This is a genomic window from Rhizobium sp. M10, assembly GCF_002531955.1.
Lineage (GTDB): Bacteria > Pseudomonadota > Alphaproteobacteria > Rhizobiales > Rhizobiaceae > Rhizobium > Rhizobium etli_C.
Map to the genome: position 1 here is coordinate 71,972 of NZ_NWTA01000018.1, position 20,666 is coordinate 92,637.

Consider the following 20,666-nt stretch of genomic DNA (forward strand, 5'->3'; position numbering starts at 1 on the left):
ACAGTTGGGCCAGTTGGAGATGCGCGACAACCCCGCCTCCTCGCTCGCCCTCCCGGCTCCGCAAAGGTGGACGCAGCCGTGCGCGTCGAGCTCACCATATTCCCCACTGGATTGTCTTTCCTGCAACCGGATCGGCGGTTTAGCGTTGCCTTAAAGAAACTGTGCAAGGATGCAAGCCTGTCATTCACACTGGCGACCTGATGACGTTTCGAAGAAATATAAAGATAGTTCGCAGCCTCGCGGGCTCCCTGATGAGCCATGCGAGCGCATTCGCTCCGGCACTATTTGCGGCCATTATCGCAGCCATCGTCGTCTGGGTGGCAACGGACTGGCGGCTTGAGCGGTCGTTGGCCGACGAACGCTCGGTTGTTGCCGGCGAGCTTGCGACGATGTCATCTCGACTGCAGACGAACCTCAATAGCAATGTGAAGCTGTTGCAAGGTTTGGCGGCGGGTATCGCGGTCGATCCGGCGATGGGCCAGAACAGATTTTCCAAACTTGCCGCGCAGATTCTGCAGCCTGAGTCACAATTGCGAAGCTTCGCTGCAGCGCCCGACATGGTGGTCCAGTGGGTTTATCCGGAAAAAGGAAATGAAAAGGCCATCGGCCTCGACTACCGAAAAAATGAGAAGCAACGGGCCGCCGCGATGCTGGCGCGCAACACCCACAATATCGTCCTGACAGGCCCGGTGGAACTTGTCCAAGGCGGAACGGCTTTCGTTGTCAGGTGTCCGGTTTATATCGACGACGGAAACAGCCAGATCTTTTGGGGTCTGCTTTCGGGAATCATCGATATTCCGAGGCTATACCGGGATAGCGGTCTCAGTTCGACCGACCTGGAGATCGCCATCAGCACGACGCCGGAGCCGAACTCGGCCAAACAGGTGTTTCTTGGCAGCCTGGAAACTTTTGGGAAGAAACCGGTCGTCGCCTCCGTCGATATGACGTACGGCCGGTGGTCCCTCGCCGCACTTCCGAGGCACGGATGGGGCCAGAATAACGGCATCGGCACTTTTGAGGTTTATGCCAGCCTGTTGGCCTTGTGTGTCGTCGCGCCGATCGTCTGGGTCGGCTTTCTGACCAAATCGCGCCAGAAGACCATCGAAAAACTTCGCCTTCACAAGAGCAAGCTCGTACGAGCACGACAGAGGCTGGAGCACCTGTCACTGCATGACGCCCTCACCGGGCTACCCAATCGGCGGTTTGTCGACCAGATGATCTCGCAGCCGCCAAGGCCCGATCCGCAAGACCGCCTGATCCTTATCCATATCGACCTTGACCGGTTTAAAGAGATCAACGACACGAAGGGGCACGCTGGCGGCGACATGGTCCTGCAAACAACGGCTTCGCGGCTTGCCGATTTGACCGGCCCAAACGACGTCGCGGCGCGCATCGGCGGAGACGAGTTCGTCTTCGCCAGTTGGAGCAGCAATCCCGAGCCTAAAGCAACCGAATTGGCCAGGCAGATCGTCGACACGCTGCAGCAGACCATCTTTATCGATGGAGCCGGTTATGTGGTCGGCGCAAGCGTCGGTGTCGCCTGGGAGACTGAACGCGTTCGCGACCGCGATCTCGGTCAACTGCTTCTGAATGCCGACTTGGCTTTGTACGAGGCGAAGAAAGCCGGCCGCGGCCGCGCCGCCGTTTTCACCGAAGAGCTTCGCAGCGCCGCGATCCATTCAAAAGAACTGGCGGATGAATTCAATCAGGCGCTCGACCGCGATGAACTCGTTGCGTTCTTCCAGCCACAGTTCAATGCAAGCACGCTCGATATCGCAGGCGTCGAAGCGCTTGCCCGCTGGGATCATCCGCGAAAAGGTCTGCTCGGCCCGAACGCGTTTCTGGATGCTGCGGAAAGGCTGGGGCGCAGTGGCGACATGGACAGGCTGATCCTGCAAAAGGCGCTGTTCGAGCTGACACGATGGGACGGCTTGGGAATGCAAATCCCACGGGTTTCAGTCAATATTTCAGCGCGCCGTCTGGCGCAGGCCAATCTGCTCGGCGAGCTGTCCGAGCTTCCCGCAGCAAAGGGTCGGCTCTGTTTCGAGCTGCTCGAAACGATCTCCTTCGATGAGCTTCAGCCTGCCCTCAATGAGGTCATTCCGGCAATCAAAGCGCTTGGCATTGAAATCGAGATCGACGATTTCGGCACGGAACATGCCAGTATCGTCAGCTTGCTTCGATTTGAACCACGAAGGCTTAAGATCGATCGAGAGATCATCAAACCGATCATCGCGTCTGCATCTCAACGCCGTCTGGTCTCCTCGATTATCGAAATCGGCCGGTCTCAGAACATCGACATCGTTGCCGAAGGCGTGGAGACAATGGAGCATGCCAAGATCCTGAAAGATCTCGGCTGCCATCTGCTGCAAGGTTACGCTCTGGCCCGCCCCATGACCTCGGAGCAGTTGATCGAATTTTGCCGTATGAAGGATAGAGAAGCGGCAAAGGCGGGCCGATAGCGTCCTCAAGCAGCCTCGGTGACGAGTTTCGTATTGAGGTAACTCTCCATGGCTTCAGAGCCGCCTTCCGAACCGTAGCCGGAATCCTTTATGCCTCCGAAGTGCAGTTCCGGCAGCGCCAGCCCATGATGGTTGATCGACAGCATGCCACTTTCGATATCGCGAGCAAGGCCTGCGCTGGTCTTTGCCGAAGTTGTGTAGGCAAAGGCCGCCAGGCCGTATGGCAGGCGGTTGGCCTCCGCAATGGCAGAATTGTAGTCCGAAAATGCACTCACGATCGCCAAGGGGCCGAATGGTTCTTCGCTGAGCACGCGGGCATTCTGTGGAACGTCGGTAAGAACCGTCGGCTGGAAGAAGTTGCCGAGATTACCGATCCTTTTGCCGCCGGTCGCAATCTTCGCACCATGCATCACCGCGTCGGCCGTCAGCGCCTCCATGGCCCCTACCCGCCTCGCGTTGGCAAGCGGTCCCATGGTCACGCCGTCGCTCAATCCATCGCCGACGGTGATCGCCTCGGCCGCCTTTACCAGGCCATCGAGGAATTTATCGAAGACGCGTTGCTGAATGAGAAACCGGGTCGGCGCGACGCAGACTTGCCCGGCATTTCGAAATTTCGCAGCGGCCAATAGCCTGACTGCGAGATCGATATCGGCATCATCGAACACGAGCGCAGGCGCATGGCCTCCGAGTTCCATAGTCACCCGCTTCATGTGGGCGCCGGCCAGCGAGGCCAACTGCTTTCCAACGACGGTCGATCCGGTGAAGGAAATTTTCCGGATAACGGGGTGCGGGATCAAGTGATTTGAAATATCGGCCGGAATTCCGAAAACGAGATTAAGGACGCCCGCCGGCAGACCCGCATCGGCAAAGGCGCGAACAAGTTCGGCGCAGCTTGCCGGCGTCTCCTCCGGCCCCTTCAATATGATCGAGCAGCCGGCTGCAAGGGCGGCCGCGACCTTGCGCACAGCCTGGTTCAGCGGAAAGTTCCAGGGACTGAAGGCCGCTACCGGGCCGACAGGTTCCTTGACCACCATCTGCCTGACATTGCTCGCTCGCGGTGGGATCAGCCGGCCGTAGGCGCGGCGGGATTCCTCGGCAAACCAGTCGATGATGTCGGCAGCCGCGACTGCCTCCGCCTCGGACTCAGCGAGCGGTTTTCCTTGTTCCAATGTCATTATTCGCGAGATCGCCGCAGAGCGCTGCCGCAGGATCTCGGCCGCCGCATGCATCAGCTTTGCCCGCTCGAACGCATTTATGCGCCGCCATTGCTCAAAGCCGGCGGCGGCGGCCGAAAGCGCTTGGTCGAGATCATGAGGACCGGCATTGGAGACACTGCCGATGACGTCGCCCGAGGCCGGATTGACGACGGACAGATCGTCGTTTGAACCCTGCCTCCAGGCGCCATTGATGTAAAGTTGGGTATTCGGGTATCCCGACATTCAGCTCTCCACCGCCTCTAATAGCCGAGCGCGCAACCATCTTTTCGATGATCGGAAGCGCCCAGCATCGTCTTGTGTTGATCGTCTATCCAGATCGCCTGGGCGCCGCCGATCGCCCAATTCGGTGCGACGACCTTGAAGCCGCGAGCTTCGAGATCACGCCCGATCGAGGTTCGCAGAAGCGCTTCGGTTTCGATTGATGTCGTGCCGGGAAGCGGAAAGAGCCGAGGCAGATCAATCGCACTTTGTATGTCCAGATTGAAATCGAACAGCTTGGAGAGGAAGTGGGCATGGCCCATCGCCTGATAGTGCCCACCCATCACACCGAACGACAAGACGCTTCTGCCATTGCGGGTGACCAGACCTGGGATGATCGTGTGCATGGGTCGCTTGCGCGGCCCCATCACGTTCGGATGCCCCTGCTTCATACTGAAGCTTTGTCCGCGATTGTGGAACAAGACACCGGAATTCGGCGCCATCAATCCGCTTCCGTAAGAATGGAAGATCGAATTGATGAAGCTGGCGACATTTCGGTCCTTGTCGACAACCGAAATGTAGACCGTGTCCGCATGCTCGACGCCGTCGATGACGCTCTCGGCATCGGCGATCGTATTCAGATCGATCCTGGCGGCAAGGCTGTCGGCGAGTTCGTCGGACAACAGGAAATCGACCGGCACGTTAGAGACGGCCGCGTCGGCGACCCATCGATCGCGGGCGGCATAAGCCAGCCGCGTGGCCTCGACTTCGATGTGCAGATTGTCTACATCAAGCGGGTCGCCTTTGCGTTCAAAACGCTCCAAGATCTTCAGGATCATCAGTGCGACGATACCCTGCCCGTTGGGCGGACATTCATGCACGGTCCATCCGCGATATGTCGCGCTGACCGGCTTCACATATTCGCCGGCAGCTGACGCGAAATCCTCAACTGTATGGAGGCCGCCAAGCGAATTCAGCCGGGCCACCATGTCGGCTGCCACCGGGCCGCGATAGAAGCCGTCACGGCCTGACGTTGCGATCGTTTCCAGCGTTTGCGCCAGTTGAGGCTGATATTGAACCGATCCCACCGGCGGAGCCTGATCGTCGATCAGAAAAAGGCGACGTGCCGATGGATCGCGCAGCAGCAAGTCGCGTTGGTTCGAAATATCGGCGGCAACCCGTGGCGTGATTGCATAACCGTCGCGAGCCAATGCAATAGCCGGCGCAAGGATTTCCGACAGCGGCATCCTGCCGTGATCGGCAACGAGGCGGGACCAGGCGTCCACCGCCCCAGGAACGGTCACCGCATGCGGCGATGACCGCTCAATCGAACTGATGCCGATTTCCTGAAACCAGTCAAAATGCGCCGCCGCCGGCGTGCGCCCCGAGCCGTTATACGCAATGACATCGTCATTTCCATTCGACGCCAGCAATGCAAAGCAATCGCCGCCTATGCCGGTGGATCCAGCCTCGACGACACATTGAACGGCACAGGCGCCGACTGCGGCGTCGATGGCCTTGCCGCCGGCTTTCAGGATCTCGATCGCTGTCAAAGTCGCCATCGGGTGCGATGTCGCGGCCATGCCATTGCGGCCGACGGCCATCGATCTTCCCGGCAATTCGAAATTTCGCATATCGTCGCTTCCTTCGCTCAATAGAGGCCGGTTGCCCTCGCCCATGTATAGGTATCATCCAATGCGCGGGTGGAGCGATCAAACAATTCGTGGATCTCTGCCTCGGTGATGATAAGCGGCGGGCAAAGCGAGTAGTTGTCGCCAAGGGCGCGCGTGATGACGCCATGCAGCTGGGCCTGCTTGCCCGCGTGAATGGCAATGCCATCCGTCGGCTTGAACGGCTCTTTCGTTTCCTTGTTGCGAACCAGTTCAAGGGTCCCGATGAGGCCGCGACCACGGGCGTTGCCGACGAGCGGATGGTCGCCAAGTTCGTTCAACCGCCGCTGGAACACCGGGGCGATATTCCGGACGTGGCCAACGATGTCGCGTTCCTCGTAGATTTTCAGGGTTTCCAGAGCGACGGCCGTCGCAACAGGATGGCCGCTATAGGTGAAGCCATGGCCGAATGTTCCGATTTTCTCGCTCTCGGCAACGACTGCGGAATGGATCTTTTCATTGATCATCAGTGCGGAGATCGGCTGATAGGCGGCGGAAAGCTGCTTTGCCATGACGATCATATCCGGCTGAAGTCCGAAGCTTTCCGAACCGAACATCGTGCCGAGCCTACCAAAGCCGCAGATGACTTCGTCGGCGATCAGCAGCACGTCATATTTCTTGAGGATTGCCTGGATCTTCTCATAGTAGGTTGGCGGGGGAACGATGCAGCCGCCGGATGCCATTAACGGCTCGGCGAAGAATGCGCCGACGGTTTCCGGTCCCTCGGCAAGGATCATCTGTTCAAGCGCGTTGGCACAGCGCGTCGCGAATTCCTCTTCCGTTTCGCCCGGGCGGCCATAACGATAAAACTCCGGGCAGTCCGTATGCAGCACCCGATCAATCGGCAGATCGAAATCGCGGTGATTGTTCGGCAACCCGGTCAGGCTCGCTGAAGCGATGGTCACGCCGTGGTAAGCCCGCATGCGCGAGATGATCTTCTTCTTTTCCGGCATGCCGATGGCATTGTGATAATACCAGACAAGCTTCATGGCCGTGTCGTTGGCTTCGGAACCCGAATTGGCGAAGAAGACTTTGGACATTGCGACCGGTGAAAGCTGAATGAGCCGTTCGGCAAGCTCAACCGCCGTCTCATGCGTTTTGCCGCCGAAGCTGTGATAGAAGGGCAGTTCCTTCATCTGACGTGTCGCCGCGTCTACCAGACGCTGTTCGCTGAAGCCCAGCGACGCGCAGAACAGCCCGCCAAGACCTTCGATATATTTGTTACCTTCGCTGTCGACGATATGGATCCCCTCGCCCCTGGTGATCACCAGCGGGCCGTCCTTCAGATGCTGCGAAGCGTTGGTATAGGGATGAAGAACAAACGCAGCGTCCCGGGATTCGACGGAGTTGAGAAGGATGGTCACAGAGGTTCTCCAAATGTGGGTCTATTTCGATGGCGACGCCCGGCTAAGCTGCGCCGGTCAGCCGGCGCGACCTTCTCGGTGCACCGGCTGCCGATTGCTGCCGGGGGCAGCTTTGCCGCTTAATCAATCAAGGGATGTCTTGATCCATTTCTGCGCAAGCTTGTTGATCGTGCCGTCGGCTTCCGCCGCTTCGATCGCCGCGTCGAACATCGACTTCAAGATCGTATCATCCTTGCGAAGACCTGCCGCGATCCCCTGTCCAAAGACACCGCCTTTGAAGGTCGGGCCGGCGATCTTGTAGTCTTTGAAGTCGTCCTTGCCGAGCGTTGCGGTCAATGAGGTTTTCTGGGCAACGACAGCGTCGATGCGACCGGCCTGGAGGTCCAGATCATGCTGCTCGACGGTCTTGTATTCTCTCGGATCGACAACGCCCTTGAAATAGGTGTCGAGGAAGACCGCGTTCGCCGTCGACACTTGGGCGCCCACAGCCTTGCCTTTGAGGGCATCGCGAAGCGGCTGTAATTCCTGCTCGACCTTCGCCTTGTCTGCGGCGAGGTCGACCGTCGTCCCCGTCCCCGGCAGATCTGCAAGAGGACCGGTTTTTTCGACCATGAAGGCGGCCGCGGTCGGGGCGTAGGGTTTGCTGAAGGAGATGACGGCAAGGCGCTTTTCGGTCACGATCATCGAGGCCATGATGGCGTCGAACTTCTTGGCTGTGAGCGACGGAATGAGGCCATCCCAATCCTGCGCCACGATGGTGCATTTGACCTCCATGCGGGCACAGAGGTCGTTGGCGAGATCGATCTCGAATCCTGCCAGCTTGCCGTCAGGACCGGTAAAATTCCAGGGTTCGTATGCGCCCTCGGTCGCGATGGTGATCTCGGTTGGTTTCGTCTGCGCGGCGGCGGCGCCAGCCGACATGACGCCGAGCAGAGCGGACGTCAGCAAAAGCTTTGATACTCGCATGTTTATTCCCCTTTTTGGTGCGCCCTGCCCTTTTCCCAGGCAAGGCGGTTGCAGACTCCGCGACGTCCGTTTGCTAGGACGCGCGAACCTTGATCGCCTCGGCCGCAAGGCAGAGGAGTTCGAACAAAACCTGAGCGGCAATTTGCGCCGTATTCGACGTCGGGTCGTATTGCGGAGCGATCTCAACGACGTCGCCGCCTACGATGTTCAAGCCGACAAGACCGCGCAGAATGCCGAGGGCCTGTGCCGAGGTCAGGCCGCCGACCTCCGGCGTTCCCGTGCCTGGCGCAAATGCGGGGTCGAGAGAATCGACGTCGAAACTGACGTAGGTCCGCCCCGATCCGACGATCTCTCTCGCCTTGGCGATAACGGAGCCGATGCCGAGATCGCCGACGTCTTCCGCGTGAATGACAGTCATTCCGGACGCATACGAGAATTCCCACAGATATTCGGAATTGCCGCGAATTCCGATCTGGATCGTCCGCCTCGGATCAAGCACACCGTCCAGAACCGCCTGGCGAAACGGTCCGCCATGGTGGAATTTGCATCCTTCGAACGAACCGCCCGTGTCGCAATGGGCATCGATGTGAATCATCCCCACAGGACGATCCCTGCCAACAGCCCTCAGGATCGGAAGGCCGACCGAGTGGTCGCCGCCGACGGCCAGGGGCACGACCCCCGCCTCTATCAAACCGCCGACAAATTGCTCGATATCGTCATGAGATGCCGCAAGATCGAAGCGGCTTTTGAACGGGACATCGCCGACATCGGCAACACGTGCATGGGCAGTCGGGACGGTCCGCAAGACATGATCGTAAGGGCCAACCCGGTCGACGTTGCGTACAGCTCTTGGCCCGAACCGCGCACCCGATCGGTTTGTCACCCCGAGATCCATCGGAATGCCGAAAAGCGCAATATCTATATCGGTAAAACTGGGTGCGGCGTCTGGACGATACGGGGCCTTCAGCAATGTCGGGACGCCGCAGTAAGGCGCCTGGCGACGATCGCCGTCGCCGAAGACCAGGTCGGCCACCTTCCGAAACTCCGGATCGAACATCTCACCGCCTGAAGCGTTCGAAAAGCGCTTCCGCAGTTCGTCCAGACTGAGAATCTCCGGCATTGGACCTCCAGGTGTTGCGACCGAATCGCCGGCGACTTTCGAAACCCGGCGAAAAAGATGATTGCTTGTTGTAGCCAACATTGTATACATAATCGTATTCCGCTTGATCGAGCAAGAGGGAAAAAGTTATGGTGTCGCTCACCGAGCGGTGAATAGACCAGAGGCAGAGGGGGAATCGATTGGCATCCACCAAAACGGAACAGCGCGGATCATTGCGTGAGAGCACCTATTCGCAATTGAAGGACCTGATCCTCACCGGCCAACTTCGCCCCTCCGAGCGCCTTTCGGAAGTGACGCTCGCCAAGCGTTTCGGCGTCAGCCGAACACCGCTGCGTGAAGCGCTGATGAAGCTGGAAGAAGAAGGGCTTATCGTCGGTCAGCGGAATTTCGGCTACACGGTGACCGATCTCGACGTCACCAAATTCTGCAATCTGCTGGTTGTTCGCGAAGCACTCGACGTTTGCGCGGCGCAACTCGCCTGCGAGGTGGCGAGCGAGGAAGACCTAGACCGGCTCCGGGACGTCATTGCCCAGATGGTTGAACTGAAGGATACGACGAATAAGACGCCGTCTGACGCGGCCCGCAACCTGGATCTTGGACTATACATCCATCGCGTCATCGTGGAATCGACCCGAAACGAGGCGCTCGTGAGGGTGACGGATCAAGTTTATCAGCAGCTTCGCCTGGCCCTTTGGCTCGAAGTTCTCTGGGTGGATCTGGAGCACACGGACCTCGACGAACACCGGGCGATCGCAGACGCCATCTGTGCACGCGACCGGGAGGCGGCGGCCGCAGCAGCAAGAGCGCATGTGCAAAGCTCACTCAAAAACATGTCGAAGCTCCAGCGCATCTGGGCGCATCGGCGCGCATCCGACTGACGCGCAACCCGATCTTTTATCAAGGGGTCCCCGCATGGCACCTATCGACAATTACCTGGCTCTCGTCGGCTTCGAGCAGACGGGTTGGGGTTGGCTACTACTGACTGCGGCAGCGATGACAATCGGTGTGTCCGTCTGCGGCTTCCTGACCGGAACGTTGATCGGGACGGTCATTACCTTAATGCAGTTGTCCCGCCACCTGACCATCCGGTGGCTTGCGGATTGCTACACGACCGTTCTGCGCGGCGTGCCCGACCTTCTCGTCATTTATCTTTTCTATTTCGGCGGCAGCGCATTCCTTGGATCCTTGGGCGGCCTGTTCGGCTATCAAGGGTTTATTGGAATGCCGGCATTTCTGACCGGAACCCTGGCGCTTGGCGTGGTTTCGGCGGCCTATCAGGCTGAGGTATTTCGCGGGGCCTATAGGTCCGTTGCACGCGGCGAAATCGAAGCCGCCAGCGCCGTCGGCATGCGGCCATGGCCCAAATTCAGGCGCATCGTCGCCCCCCTCGTCCTGCGCTACGCTATTCCGGGCCTCGGAAACACCTGGCAGCTCGTCTTGAAGGAATCGGCATTGATCTCCGTCACGGGTCTCGTCGAACTCCTGCGCCAATCGCAGATCGCGGCCGGATCGACGCGCCGGCCGTTCGAGTTCTACCTGACGGCGGTCGTTCTTTATCTCGTCATCACCTGGCTCTCATCGATCCTGTTCAGACGCATGGAGGCGCGAACGACCCAGGGCACAAGGAGAGCGTTGTGATGGATCTGGGTTTTATGTGGGATACGTTTCTCACGCTTCTGACCGGCTTGCCGCTGACCCTTGAACTCGCCGTCACGTCGGTCGTGGCAGGCAGCGCGCTGGCACTGGCGATCTCGCTCCTGGCCGTGACCGGCGGTGAAATAGGCCGAACCATAACCCGTGCCTACGTCTTCGTCTTCAGAGGGTCGCCGCTCCTCGTCCAAATGTTCCTGATCTATTATGGTCTCGGCCAATTCAGACACGGCCTGCAGGACCTCGGCGTCTGGGGGTTCTTTCGCGAACCCTACTGGTGTGCGGTACTCGCCCTCACTCTGAATACCGCCGCCTACTGCAGCGAAATCTTCCGTGGAGGACTGCTGGCCGTCTCCGCCCAGGAGATCGAGGCGGCTCGCGCTTGCGGCATGTCGGGCATTCTCTTGTTCAGGCGGATCATCCTGCCGATCGCCATCAGGCATGCGCTGCCCGCTTACGGCAATGAGATCATCCTGATGATCAAAGCAACAGCGCTCGCATCTGTCATCACGATTATGGAGGTCACCGGCCTGGCTGGAAAACTGATCGCCGACAGCTTCCGCGCTTTCGAGATCTTCATCGTCGCCGGCGCGATCTACCTTGCGATCATTTTCATCGTCACACGCATGCTCATGGCGGTCGATTTCTGGCTTTCGCCTCATATGCGTATGCGGCTGCAATCTTAAACGGGAGTGTGCATGTCTGACAGGGGAACAGTTTTGGTCAGCGACAATAAGGACAAAAGCGCTGCCGTTTCGGTTAAGGATCTCCGCAAATGCTTCGGCCCGCTGGAAGTGCTGAAGGGGATTTCGCTTGAAGCGCATGAGGGGGACGTGATTTCCATCCTCGGCTCATCCGGCTCCGGCAAATCAACGATGCTGAGATGCCTCAATATGCTCGAAATCCCCGACAGCGGGGAAATTCGCATCGGGGGCGAAATGTACGCTTTGAAGAAATCGGGGCATAGAACGGTGCCGGCTGACCGCAGGCAAGTCGACCGGATGCGCGAACACATCGGCATGGTGTTTCAGAATTTCAACCTTTGGTCGCATATGACCATCCTCGAGAACGTGATCGAAGCGCCGGTGCACGTGCAGAAGCGCAACCGGGCGGAATGTATTGCGGAGGCCGAAGCTCTGCTCGAACGGGTGGGCATCGCCGAAAAACGAAATTTCTATCCCGCGCATTTGTCTGGCGGTCAGCAGCAACGCGCTGCGATCGCCCGCGCTCTCGCACAGCGGCCGAGGGTGATGCTGTTTGACGAGCCGACCTCGGCGCTTGATCCCGAACTCGTCGGCGAAGTGCTGAAAGTGATGCGCTCTCTTGCTGAAGAAGGTCGGACTATGCTGGTTGTAACCCATGAAATGGCCTTCGCCCGAGACGTATCGAGCAAGGTGGTTTTCCTTCACCGGGGCGTTGTCGAAGAAACAGGGGAGCCCACCGAGCTTTTCACGCATCCGAAATCGGAGCGGTTCCGCCAGTTTCTGGCAGGGACGAGGTGAGGTCGGTACCTTCGACGCGACTCTCAAGAGAGCCCGGGTGATCGTCGTTGAACATCTGTTTGATGCTTGCGGGCACGGGGCAACAGGTTCATGCTGGTCTTCTGTTTGAGGCCCGTTGGTTGCGGCTGATATAGCCGTCGCGCACCGGGTTCGTGAGATGCCAGCGATGGACTGCGCCGGCTGCGGTTTCGATATTCAGAGCGGTTTTGCTTTCTGTCCGCGATGCGGCGCAAGGCAACCCCTCTCCTGCGCCGCCTGCGGCTATGCGTGTCAGCCCGATTTTGCCTTCTGCCCCAAATGCGGTGCATCGATCTCAGGTAAAGCCCCGCCTGCGCCGAAGCCGACTATTGAGCTGGTGCCGGCGAAATCCGACGGCGATGCCGACCGGCGGCCGGTGACGGTGCTCTTCGCCGATCTCTGCGGATTCACCACGCTGAGCGAGCAGATCGACCCCGAAACCATGCGGGTGCTGCAGAACGAATTGTTCGAAGAGATGACCCGGGCGGTGGAAGCCTATGGCGGATTCGTCGACAAGTTCGTCGGCGACGCGCTTCTGGCGCTGTTCGGCGCGCCGGTTGCCCATGAGGACGATCCGGTGCGGGCGCTTGGCGCCGCACTTGATATGATCGACCGGGCCGCCGCGGTCGGCACGCGCTGGCAGTCGCGCGCCGGCGTGCCGCTGCGCCTGCATATCGGCATCAATAGCGGCCCTGTCGTTACCGGCGGCTTCGGCGCGGTCGGCGCCAAATCCTATTCCGTGACTGGTGATACGGTGAACACGGCCCAACGGCTGCAATCCATGGCCGGCGAAAACGATATTCTTGTCGGTCCGCTGACCTATCGCCTCACCCGCCACGCCTTTGCCTTCGACAGTCTCGGCGCGCAGACCTTGCGCGGCAAGAGCGGAAACGTTCTCGTCCATCGGCTGACCGGGCTGCTGGAAACGCCGCATACGGCGCGCGGACTCGAAAGTTTCGGCCTTCAGGCGCCGATGATCGGACGGGATGCGGAATTGTCGCGGCTGCTCACCTGCCTCGATCTCGCTTGCGACGGTGCGGCGCAGCTCGTCCGCCTGATCGGCGAAGCGGGCATCGGCAAATCGCGGCTGGCCACTGAATTCGTCGGGATCGCCGCGGATACGACCCGTTTCCCCGGCCTTGCCATCCGCAAAGCCACCTGCTCTCCCCTTGGCGAACAATCCTACGGCACCCTTGCCGCGGTCGTGCGAAGCGCCTACGGGATCGGCGAGCGCGACGATCGCGACAGGACACGACAGCTGTTGACGACGGGGTTTCGCGCACTCGATCTGACGCAGGACGATGTTGATGGGCTCCTGCCGCTTTTTCTGCATGTGCTCGGCCTCGGTGATCCCGATGGCGCGTTGCGGCACATCGAGCCGGAGCAGTTGCGGCGGCAGATCTTCTACGCGATCCGCACCGTCTTCGAGCGGCGGCTGGCGCAAGGCCCTCTCCTGCTCGTCATCGAGGATCTGCATTGGGCGGACGCGGCTTCGCTGGAAGTGCTTCGCTTCATGATGGACCGGCTGGAGCGCAGCCGGCTGATGCTGCTTGTGATCTACCGGCCGACGGCGCAGACCGACCCGCTGAACTCCAATCGCGTCAACGTCACCGTGCAGCGTCTTGGCCCACTCGCCGCAGCCGACGGGCAGAGGCTGCTTGCCGCCTTTTTTGGCGAGGCACATGGCAAGCTGCCGATCGCAATGCGCAAACGCATCCTCGACCGCGCCGGGGGCAACCCGCTCTTCATCGAAGAAATCCTGCGTGGACTGATCGACATGGGCACATTGCGTCATGACGGTGAGCGCTGGCATGTTGCGGCGGACGACACGGATGTCGCCATCCCGGTGAACCTGCAAGCCTTGTTGCTTGCCCGCGTCGATCGTCTGCCGCAGGAGATCAGGCGGTTGGCGCAGGAGGCGGCGGTGGTCGGCCCGAAATTTGATACCGCCCTGCTCCGCGCCGTCGCCACCGATCCGGCCGGCATCGATGCCGCACTGGACTATCTCTGCGATGCCAATATCGTCGAGGAATTGCGCGGCCCCGATGCCGGCGGGTCGCCGGGCTATCGCTTCAGCCAGACACTGATGCACGACGTCATCTATCAGAATCTGTTGCTGCAACGGCGCATGGAGCTCCATGGCAGGATCGGCCGGGTTCTGGAGCGCCAATATGGCCTGGCGCCCGAGCGTCCCGAGCATCTGGCGCAACTCGGCCATCACTTCAGCCTGACCACCGACAAAGCCAAGGGCGCCGCCTACCTGATGGCGGCGGGCGATCAAGCGCGCAAGACCTATGCCAATGACGATGCAATGCGCCTCTATCGTCAAGCTCTCGCGGCCTTCGCAGACGAGCCGGAGGTGACGCCGGAGCAATTGGCGCTGCTGGAGCGCCTTGCCGATCTCTGCGGCCCTGCCGGTCGCCGCGACGATGCCTTGACCCATTATCAGCAGGCGCTTGCGATCCACCGCGCCAACGACGACCGGATCGCCGCAGCAAGGATATTGCGAAAGATCGGCCGCCTGCATCTCGATGCGGGGCGCCGCGACCAGGCGGAGACGCATTGCGCCGCGGCGGAAGCGATGATCGCGGCGATCGATGCGCCGGTCGAACATGCCCACCTGCTGCAGGAGCGCGGTCATCTCTCCTTCCGCATGGGTGATCAGGCCGCCGCCGCCGAGTGGGCGACACAGGCGCTGCAATGCCTGCAAACGCTGCCGATCGACGGAACGACCGAGGCCGGCCGCGAGGCGGCCCGGGCGATGGCCGAAGCGTTGAACACCAAGGGTGCAGCGCTCGCACGGCTCGGACGCCGGCGCGATGCCGTGCAGGAAGTGGAGCGCAGCCTCTCGGTCGCCGAAAAGGCCGATCTGCAAAGCGCCGCCTGCCGCGCCTATTCCAATCTCGGCGTTCTCTACACGATCGTCGATCCGGCCAACGCCATCACGATCTGCCGCCGTGGGCTGGAGGTCGCAACCCGTATCGGCGACCTCGGCTTCCAGGCGCGCCTTCTCGCCAACCTCGCAGTCTCCTGCTGCACCTTCACCGATCGCTGTGCGGCCGAAGGCGTGCCGGCGGCGGAAAAGGCAGTCGAAATCGACCGGGCGCTCGATCAGCGCGATCATTTGTCCGTGCCGCTGATCGTGCTCGGCCAGATTCATCAATGCCATGGGCAGCCGAAGCTAGCTCGTAAGTATTACGAAGAAGCTCTTGAGGTTGCTAAGGAAATTGACGAGCCGCAACTGCTCTTTCCGTGTTATGATGGCCTGGCGACGCTGAGCCTCGAACATGACGATATGGACGAAGCGGAACGGTATTTCACGCTGGCACAGGATGTGTGCATCCGCCACAACCTCGACCCAGGTACGCTCGTCGTCTTGCCGTTTCTCGACTGAATGGTTCGCGTCGCAATGATCGCGAACATCGAATAGATCAAGCGATTCAAACATATAAAGGGAGGAACGAACAATGCAGGAGAACCACGCCGATAGACCACTACAACCTGGAGATCGCGCGCCCAACGTGGTGCTGGATGCGATCACCCGCCAAGGCAAGATCGCCATCGACGACTTTCGCGGCCAGAAGCCGCTGCTCGTCGGCCTGTTCCGCGGACTGCACTGCCCCTTCTGCCGCAGGCAGATCGCCGCCATGGCTGAACTGACCGATGCATTGCAGGAGAAAGGCATCGACAGCCTGACCGTCGTCAATACCCCGATCGAGCGAGCCCGCCTTTATTTCCGCTACCACCCGCTTCCCAATCTGCTGGCGGCCTCCGACCCCGAACGGGTATCGCATCGCGCGTTCGGCCTACCGCGCCTTCAATTCACCGAGACCGAAAACGAGTGGCCGCACAAGGTCAGCATGGACACGATGATGTCGATGCGCGTCGACATGCCGGGCGAGCTTCCCGAACCGATGAACCCGATCGCCGCGATGGAATTTCTCGACAAGGCTGACGGCTATGAAATGACCGATGATGACAAGCGGATGATCTCCCCCGGCGAAGGCCAGCTTGTCGGCGAATTCCTGCTCGATCGTGACGGAGTCGTGCGCTGGTGCTTCACCGAAGTCGAGGAGGCCGGCCGCCATATGTTCGGCGTTCCCGCGCCGCGGGAAGTGATGTCGGCGGCGGCGAATATGGCGGTCTGAAGCGGCGCCCTAATCACCTGATCCGGAATGCGAAGCCGGCCAGCACATCGACGCCGCGGACGACCCGCGGCCGGCAAGCGTGCCCGGGCGGGTTCTTGTCGCGATCCCGACATCGCCGCGCCATCCATGGCACGCTTGCCGGCCGCAAGTGCTGCGGCGGATTAATCCGGAAGGCCGGCCTTGCGGTAGCCCTCCACGAAATGGTCAAGCGTGCGAGCGTCGCGAAATGGTTCGGTCGCCGCCCAGTGGCGGATGGAAAAGCCGGGGTTGGCGACAAGGAAGAGTTCGGACTCCGCCCGCGCCTCGTCGAGCCGGCCGAGCTGAGCAAGGCTTGCCGCCAGGAAGCGGCGCGAGCTTGTGCGATAGGTGTCGTCGCGGCGCAGCGTCTCGACGGCGGCTGCATATTGCCCGGCCGCATATTGTGCCTGGCCGAGCGCCAGATAATACCAGCTTGCCGGAAACGGGTTCAGCCGGAACGCCTTGCGAATCTGCTCAAGACCCTGCTCGACCCGCCCTGCTAGGACGGTAACGTCGGATAATGCCGCAAAGGTATCGGCCTCGTTCGGGTCAAGTTCGATCGCCTTGGCGAACTCCGCATCCGCCGCGGCAAAATCGCGTTCATAGGCAAGAAGGTAGGCCAAGACCCAGCGGCAGCCGGCATCGTTGGGGTCGATCGCAACGGCCTTGCGCGCCAGTTGCAAGGCGATGCGGCGGGTCGCTTCCGTCGGCCCGCCGCTATGAACCCATCCCATCCAGTGGTTCATGGCCAACCATCGATAGGCCTCGGCATAGTCGGGGTCGAGGGCGACTGCGCGGGTCAGCATCAGATGCGCCTCCTCAGCCGCCTGCGGGGAATCATCCATCAGCTTGCGCGCCCGCACGCAGAGATCGTAGGCCTCAAGACTTCTAGGCCGCCGGCGCGGCGGAGGGGTACGCAGCCGGCCGAGCAGCGCCTCGACGATCCTGGCGGTCACCTCGTCCTGAACGACAAAAATATCGTCCAGGCTGCGATCGAAGCGTTCTGCCCACAAATGAGTGCCGCTGACGGTGTCGACCAGCTTGGCGTTGACGCGCACGCGCCCCGCGGCGCGCCTCGCACTGCCCTCCAGCAGGTATCGCACGCCGAGCTCCTCGGCGATCTCCCGCGCGTCAACCGCCCTGCCCTTATAGGCGAAGGCCGAGTTGCGGGCGATGACGAACAGACCCGGCATTCTCGAAAGGTCGGTGATCAGGTCTTCGGTCAGCCCGTCCACGAAGGATTCCTGTTCGGGGTCGTTGCCGATGTTCAGGAAGGGCAGCACGGCGATCGACGGTTTGTCGGGCAGCGGCAAGGTCTTTCGCTTCACGCCGCTCAGCCGCTGCATGGCGCCCGTGAAGCGGTAGCCGACGCGCGGAACCGTTGCAATCCATTCGCCGCCGCCGGCAGCGGGGCCGAGCAGCTTGCGCAGCTGCGCGATCTGGACGGTGAGGTTGCCTTCCTCGACCGCCATGCCCGGCCAAGCCGCGTCCATCAGCTCGGTCTTGGCAAGGATTTCGCCGGATCGCCCGACGAGCGCCGCAAGCAGCTTCAGCCCGCGATGGCCAATGGCCACGGGTTCATCATTCCGAAGGAGCGTTCCCGCATCCGGATCAAGCACGAACGGACCAAAGGCAAAGAGCGATCCCTGCATAGAGCGGATCTATAGTCCGTTTGGAAGTTTTTGAGAACTTTTTGGAGCCCCTTAATTACGCCGCTCCTCCTATTCCGCAGAATTCCATCCTCTTTCGGGCGGGGCCTCTGCCCCGTCACCCCAATGCCGACTGACGAGGAAATCTGCATGACTGCCGCAAGCACGACATCACAGCGAGACGATCGGAGCCCCTGGGCCGCGATGGCAGGCATCATCGCGACCGTCACGGTGTTTGCCGTGGCGCAGGGGCTGACCTATCCGCTGCTGAGCTTCATCCTGGAGCGGCACGGAACGGCCTCTGGCCTGATCGGTCTGTCGGCAGCGATGACGCCCTTGGGTTTCATCATATCGGCACCCGTCATTCCGGCACTCTCGCGGCGGGTGGGCGCAGCGCGGCTTGCGATCCTCTGTTCGATCCTGGCCGCCCTCACCCTGATTGCGATTGCCGGGCGGCAGGACGTTTGGACCTGGATGCCGCTGCGCTTCCTGCTCGGCTTCTTTGCCAATCCACTCTATGTCATCAGCGAAACCTGGCTGATCTCGATCACCCCGGCGTCGCGTCGGGGGCGCATCATGGGCCTCTATTCATCGATCGTTTCGGCCGGCTTTGCCGTCGGTCCGCTCTCGCTCGGCCTCAGTGGCACGGAAGGCTGGGCACCCTTCCTGATCGGCATTGGGGCCTTCCTTGGCTGCGGCCTGATCGTGCTTGTTGTCGCCCAACGCCTGCCTGACATGCCCGGCGAAGGCGAAGCAATATCGGTCGGCGGCTTCCTTTCGCGGGCGCCGCTGCTGCTGTTTGCGGTTTTCACCGCCGCCGCCTTCGAGCAGATCCTGCTCTCCCTGCTTGCCGTCTATGGCGCGGCACTCGGCAGTACCGAAAGCCGCATCGCTTCGCTGATCACCTGTTTCGTTGCCGGCAATGCCGCGCTGCAGATCCTGCTCGGGCGCGTGGCGGAACGGTTCGGCGCAACGCGGACCATGTTGTTCTGCGTCCTCACTTGTCTTTCAGGCTGCCTGCTGCTGGCGTCAACCTTCACCACCTGGCTCATCTGGCCGCTCGTTTTCATCTGGGGCGGCGTCTCGTTCGGGCTCTACACCATGTCGCTGATCCAGCTCGGCGAGCGTTTCAACGGTCAAGCCCTGATCGCCGGCAATGCGGCCTTCGCCTTCGCATGGGGCATCGGCGGCATGGCGGGCTCGCCCGCGGCCGGACTGGCAATGCAGCTGGTCGGACATCAGGGGTTGCCGTCGTCCCTCGCCCTACTCAGTTGTGTCCTGGCGATTTCTCTGTTGGCCGCGAGACGGCGTGAGCAATAAAGGACCTCGCGTGCCTTCGATAAGTCCCTCCGGCCGCGAGATCCCTACTCTTGAATTTCGCCCGCTGCTAAATATATAACATGTTATATAACATTCTATGGAATTGGAGAGATTGAATGGTCGAAGATGTGGTGCGAACGCTTGGCTTTTTGTGCCTGGGCAGCCGGTTGCGTCGCATCGGCGAGAGACTGCAAGCCGATACGCAGCAGGTCATCGACGAGGCCGGCGTCGGCATCCAGGCAGGTCAGTATCCATTCCTCGCAGCGATCGACCGGGCCGGGCCGCTGACGATCGGCGAGCTTGCGCAGGCGGTGGGCATCACCCAGCCCGGCGCGACGCGGACCATCGGGCAGCTTCTCGAACTCGGCTTCGTCGATATGCAGCCGGCGCCGGACGATCAGCGCCGCAGATTGGTGTCGCTATCCGACAAGGGACAGGAACTCGTCGATCATTCGAAGGCAACCATCTGGCCGCGCGTTGCGGCTGCGGTTGCGGATCTCTGCGGCGACCTCGACGGACCGATCCTCGAGCAACTCGCCGCCATCGAAGACGGGCTTGCGGCACTGCCGCTCATACGCCGGAGCACGGTTACAGGTCCGCACGCCCTTTCCAACGCGCAATAGGGAGAGAAAGACGATGAATCACGTGCTTGACCGGCCGATCTGGAGCGCGCTCAAAACCACGCATGCCGCTCTTGCCGAAGGCAACAGCTACGCACGGCGATACCCGCCCTCCATCGTCCCCTTCGCGGCCTCTGCCGACGATAGCCCTGAGAGCCTCGATGCCCTGGAGAAGCTGCCGTCGGCGGAAGAGAAGATGTTTCTCGTCGAGGCCGGGCCGATCGGCATTCCAGCGGGTCTTGCCGTCGTCATGGAGGCGCCGGTGACCCAAATGGTTGCCGAGCGGCCTCATGAGAGGATTTCGGATTCCCGCATTGAGCCGCTGACCGAGGCCGACGCCGCCGACATGCTTGATCTGGCGAGCTTGACCAGACCCGGGCCGTTCACCCTGCGCGCCCAGAGCCTCGGCAGCTTCTGGGGGATCAGGCATGAGGGCCGTCTGGTGGCGATGGCCGGGCAGCGTATGCGGCAGACCGGTTTCATCGAATTGAGTGGGCTTTGCACCCATCCCGAATTCCAAGGGCGTGGCCTCGGCACCCTGCTGTTCCGTTTCGTTGCCGGCGAAATCGCTTCCAGCGGCGACACGGCCTATCTGCATGTCTATGCGGGGAACACCTCCGCCATTTCCCTCTACAAGGCGCAAGGCTTCACGCTTCGCTCGGAGATGAACATGCGGGTGGTCAAACGCCGCGCCTGAGCTGCTGCTCAACGGCCGGGACGGTGTCTCCTCCCCGGCACCGTCCA

Annotated in this window: 16 protein-coding genes; 10 read left to right on the forward strand and 6 right to left on the reverse strand. The window is 61.0% G+C overall.

Annotated features, from left to right (window positions below):
- Nucleotides 1–200 precede the first annotated feature (200 nt).
- On the forward strand, nucleotides 201–2,462 hold the full coding sequence (locus tag CO671_RS23770; RefSeq protein ID WP_097607958.1) for an EAL domain-containing protein: 2,262 nt from the start codon (nucleotides 201–203) through the stop codon (nucleotides 2,460–2,462).
- Between the two features lie 5 nt (nucleotides 2,463–2,467).
- Here CO671_RS23770 and CO671_RS23775 read toward each other — a convergent pair whose 3' ends face one another.
- The 5 genes from CO671_RS23775 to speB all read right to left on the reverse strand — a co-directional run bounded on the left by CO671_RS23775 (nucleotide 2,468) and on the right by speB (nucleotide 8,997).
- Nucleotides 2,468–3,901 carry an NAD-dependent succinate-semialdehyde dehydrogenase gene (locus tag CO671_RS23775; protein ID WP_097607959.1) on the reverse strand — a complete coding sequence of 478 codons (1,434 nt, stop codon included), beginning with the start codon at nucleotides 3,899–3,901 and terminating at the stop codon, nucleotides 2,468–2,470.
- Nucleotides 3,902–3,918: 17 nt separating this feature from the next.
- Nucleotides 3,919–5,511, reverse strand: a complete 1,593-nt coding sequence (gene ggt / locus CO671_RS23780; RefSeq protein ID WP_097608035.1) for a gamma-glutamyltransferase — start codon at nucleotides 5,509–5,511, stop codon at nucleotides 3,919–3,921.
- Between the two features lie 17 nt (nucleotides 5,512–5,528).
- The gene (locus CO671_RS23785; protein WP_010029970.1) at nucleotides 5,529–6,911 is read right to left on the reverse strand and encodes an aspartate aminotransferase family protein; all 1,383 of its coding nucleotides are present in this window, start codon (nucleotides 6,909–6,911) and stop codon (nucleotides 5,529–5,531) included.
- A 123-nt stretch (nucleotides 6,912–7,034) separates the two neighbouring features.
- Entirely contained in the window at nucleotides 7,035–7,877 is an 843-nt protein-coding gene (locus tag CO671_RS23790) for a transporter substrate-binding domain-containing protein (protein WP_097607960.1), read from the reverse strand.
- 73 nt (nucleotides 7,878–7,950) lie between these two features.
- Nucleotides 7,951–8,997, reverse strand: coding sequence for an agmatinase (gene speB, locus CO671_RS23795; protein ID WP_097607961.1), 1,047 nt, complete (start codon nucleotides 8,995–8,997; stop codon nucleotides 7,951–7,953).
- A 179-nt stretch (nucleotides 8,998–9,176) separates the two neighbouring features.
- Here speB and CO671_RS23800 point away from each other — a divergent pair, with 179 nt between their 5' ends.
- The 6 genes from CO671_RS23800 to CO671_RS23825 all read left to right on the forward strand — a co-directional run bounded on the left by CO671_RS23800 (nucleotide 9,177) and on the right by CO671_RS23825 (nucleotide 16,315).
- On the forward strand, nucleotides 9,177–9,875 hold the full coding sequence (locus CO671_RS23800; RefSeq protein WP_010029967.1) for a GntR family transcriptional regulator: 699 nt from the start codon (nucleotides 9,177–9,179) through the stop codon (nucleotides 9,873–9,875).
- Between the two features lie 34 nt (nucleotides 9,876–9,909).
- Entirely contained in the window at nucleotides 9,910–10,635 is a 726-nt protein-coding gene (locus tag CO671_RS23805; RefSeq protein ID WP_097607962.1) for an ABC transporter permease subunit, read from the forward strand.
- Nucleotides 10,635–11,333, forward strand: a complete 699-nt coding sequence (locus tag CO671_RS23810; protein ID WP_064802632.1) for an ABC transporter permease subunit — start codon at nucleotides 10,635–10,637, stop codon at nucleotides 11,331–11,333. Before CO671_RS23805 ends, CO671_RS23810 begins: the two co-directional genes overlap by 1 nt.
- 12 nt (nucleotides 11,334–11,345) lie before the next feature.
- Nucleotides 11,346–12,149 carry an ATP-binding cassette domain-containing protein gene (locus CO671_RS23815; protein ID WP_064842819.1) on the forward strand — a complete coding sequence of 268 codons (804 nt, stop codon included), beginning with the start codon at nucleotides 11,346–11,348 and terminating at the stop codon, nucleotides 12,147–12,149.
- A gap of 166 nt (nucleotides 12,150–12,315) precedes the next feature.
- A complete protein-coding gene (locus tag CO671_RS23820) occupies nucleotides 12,316–15,561 on the forward strand; it encodes an adenylate/guanylate cyclase domain-containing protein (protein ID WP_097607963.1) in 3,246 nt (1,081 codons plus the stop codon).
- 73 nt (nucleotides 15,562–15,634) lie between these two features.
- A complete protein-coding gene (locus tag CO671_RS23825; protein ID WP_097579312.1) occupies nucleotides 15,635–16,315 on the forward strand; it encodes a peroxiredoxin-like family protein in 681 nt (226 codons plus the stop codon).
- A gap of 161 nt (nucleotides 16,316–16,476) precedes the next feature.
- Here CO671_RS23825 and CO671_RS23830 read toward each other — a convergent pair whose 3' ends face one another.
- The gene (locus tag CO671_RS23830; RefSeq protein WP_097607964.1) at nucleotides 16,477–17,985 is read right to left on the reverse strand and encodes a winged helix-turn-helix domain-containing protein; all 1,509 of its coding nucleotides are present in this window, start codon (nucleotides 17,983–17,985) and stop codon (nucleotides 16,477–16,479) included.
- A gap of 147 nt (nucleotides 17,986–18,132) precedes the next feature.
- Here CO671_RS23830 and CO671_RS23835 point away from each other — a divergent pair, with 147 nt between their 5' ends.
- The 3 genes from CO671_RS23835 (at nucleotide 18,133) to CO671_RS23845 (ending at nucleotide 20,619) form a co-directional block, all read left to right on the forward strand.
- A complete protein-coding gene (locus CO671_RS23835; protein WP_097607965.1) occupies nucleotides 18,133–19,302 on the forward strand; it encodes an MFS transporter in 1,170 nt (389 codons plus the stop codon).
- Nucleotides 19,303–19,418: 116 nt separating this feature from the next.
- Nucleotides 19,419–19,925 carry a MarR family transcriptional regulator gene (locus CO671_RS23840; RefSeq protein ID WP_097607966.1) on the forward strand — a complete coding sequence of 169 codons (507 nt, stop codon included), beginning with the start codon at nucleotides 19,419–19,421 and terminating at the stop codon, nucleotides 19,923–19,925.
- Nucleotides 19,926–19,938: 13 nt separating this feature from the next.
- Entirely contained in the window at nucleotides 19,939–20,619 is a 681-nt protein-coding gene (locus CO671_RS23845) for a GNAT family N-acetyltransferase (protein WP_010029396.1), read from the forward strand.
- The last annotated feature ends 47 nt before the right edge of the window (nucleotides 20,620–20,666 follow it).

Bases quoted from the DNA above. Each gene is read 5' to 3' on its own strand.
- CO671_RS23775 (WP_097607959.1), bottom strand. From the start codon at position 3,901: ATGTCGGGATACCCGAATACCCAACTTTACATCAATGGCGCCTGGAGG.
- CO671_RS23820 (WP_097607963.1), top strand. From the start codon at position 12,316: ATGGACTGCGCCGGCTGCGGTTTCGATATTCAGAGCGGTTTTGCTTTC.
- CO671_RS23835 (WP_097607965.1), top strand. From the start codon at position 18,133: ATGACTGCCGCAAGCACGACATCACAGCGAGACGATCGGAGCCCCTGG.
- CO671_RS23790 (WP_097607960.1), bottom strand. From the start codon at position 7,877: ATGCGAGTATCAAAGCTTTTGCTGACGTCCGCTCTGCTCGGCGTCATG.
- CO671_RS23830 (WP_097607964.1), bottom strand. From the start codon at position 17,985: ATGCAGGGATCGCTCTTTGCCTTTGGTCCGTTCGTGCTTGATCCGGAT.
- ggt (WP_097608035.1), bottom strand. From the start codon at position 5,511: ATGCGAAATTTCGAATTGCCGGGAAGATCGATGGCCGTCGGCCGCAAT.
- CO671_RS23840 (WP_097607966.1), top strand. From the start codon at position 19,419: ATGGTCGAAGATGTGGTGCGAACGCTTGGCTTTTTGTGCCTGGGCAGC.
- CO671_RS23805 (WP_097607962.1), top strand. From the start codon at position 9,910: ATGGCACCTATCGACAATTACCTGGCTCTCGTCGGCTTCGAGCAGACG.
- CO671_RS23815 (WP_064842819.1), top strand. From the start codon at position 11,346: ATGTCTGACAGGGGAACAGTTTTGGTCAGCGACAATAAGGACAAAAGC.
- speB (WP_097607961.1), bottom strand. From the start codon at position 8,997: ATGCCGGAGATTCTCAGTCTGGACGAACTGCGGAAGCGCTTTTCGAAC.
- CO671_RS23810 (WP_064802632.1), top strand. From the start codon at position 10,635: ATGGATCTGGGTTTTATGTGGGATACGTTTCTCACGCTTCTGACCGGC.
- CO671_RS23770 (WP_097607958.1), top strand. From the start codon at position 201: ATGACGTTTCGAAGAAATATAAAGATAGTTCGCAGCCTCGCGGGCTCC.
- CO671_RS23845 (WP_010029396.1), top strand. From the start codon at position 19,939: ATGAATCACGTGCTTGACCGGCCGATCTGGAGCGCGCTCAAAACCACG.
- CO671_RS23825 (WP_097579312.1), top strand. From the start codon at position 15,635: ATGCAGGAGAACCACGCCGATAGACCACTACAACCTGGAGATCGCGCG.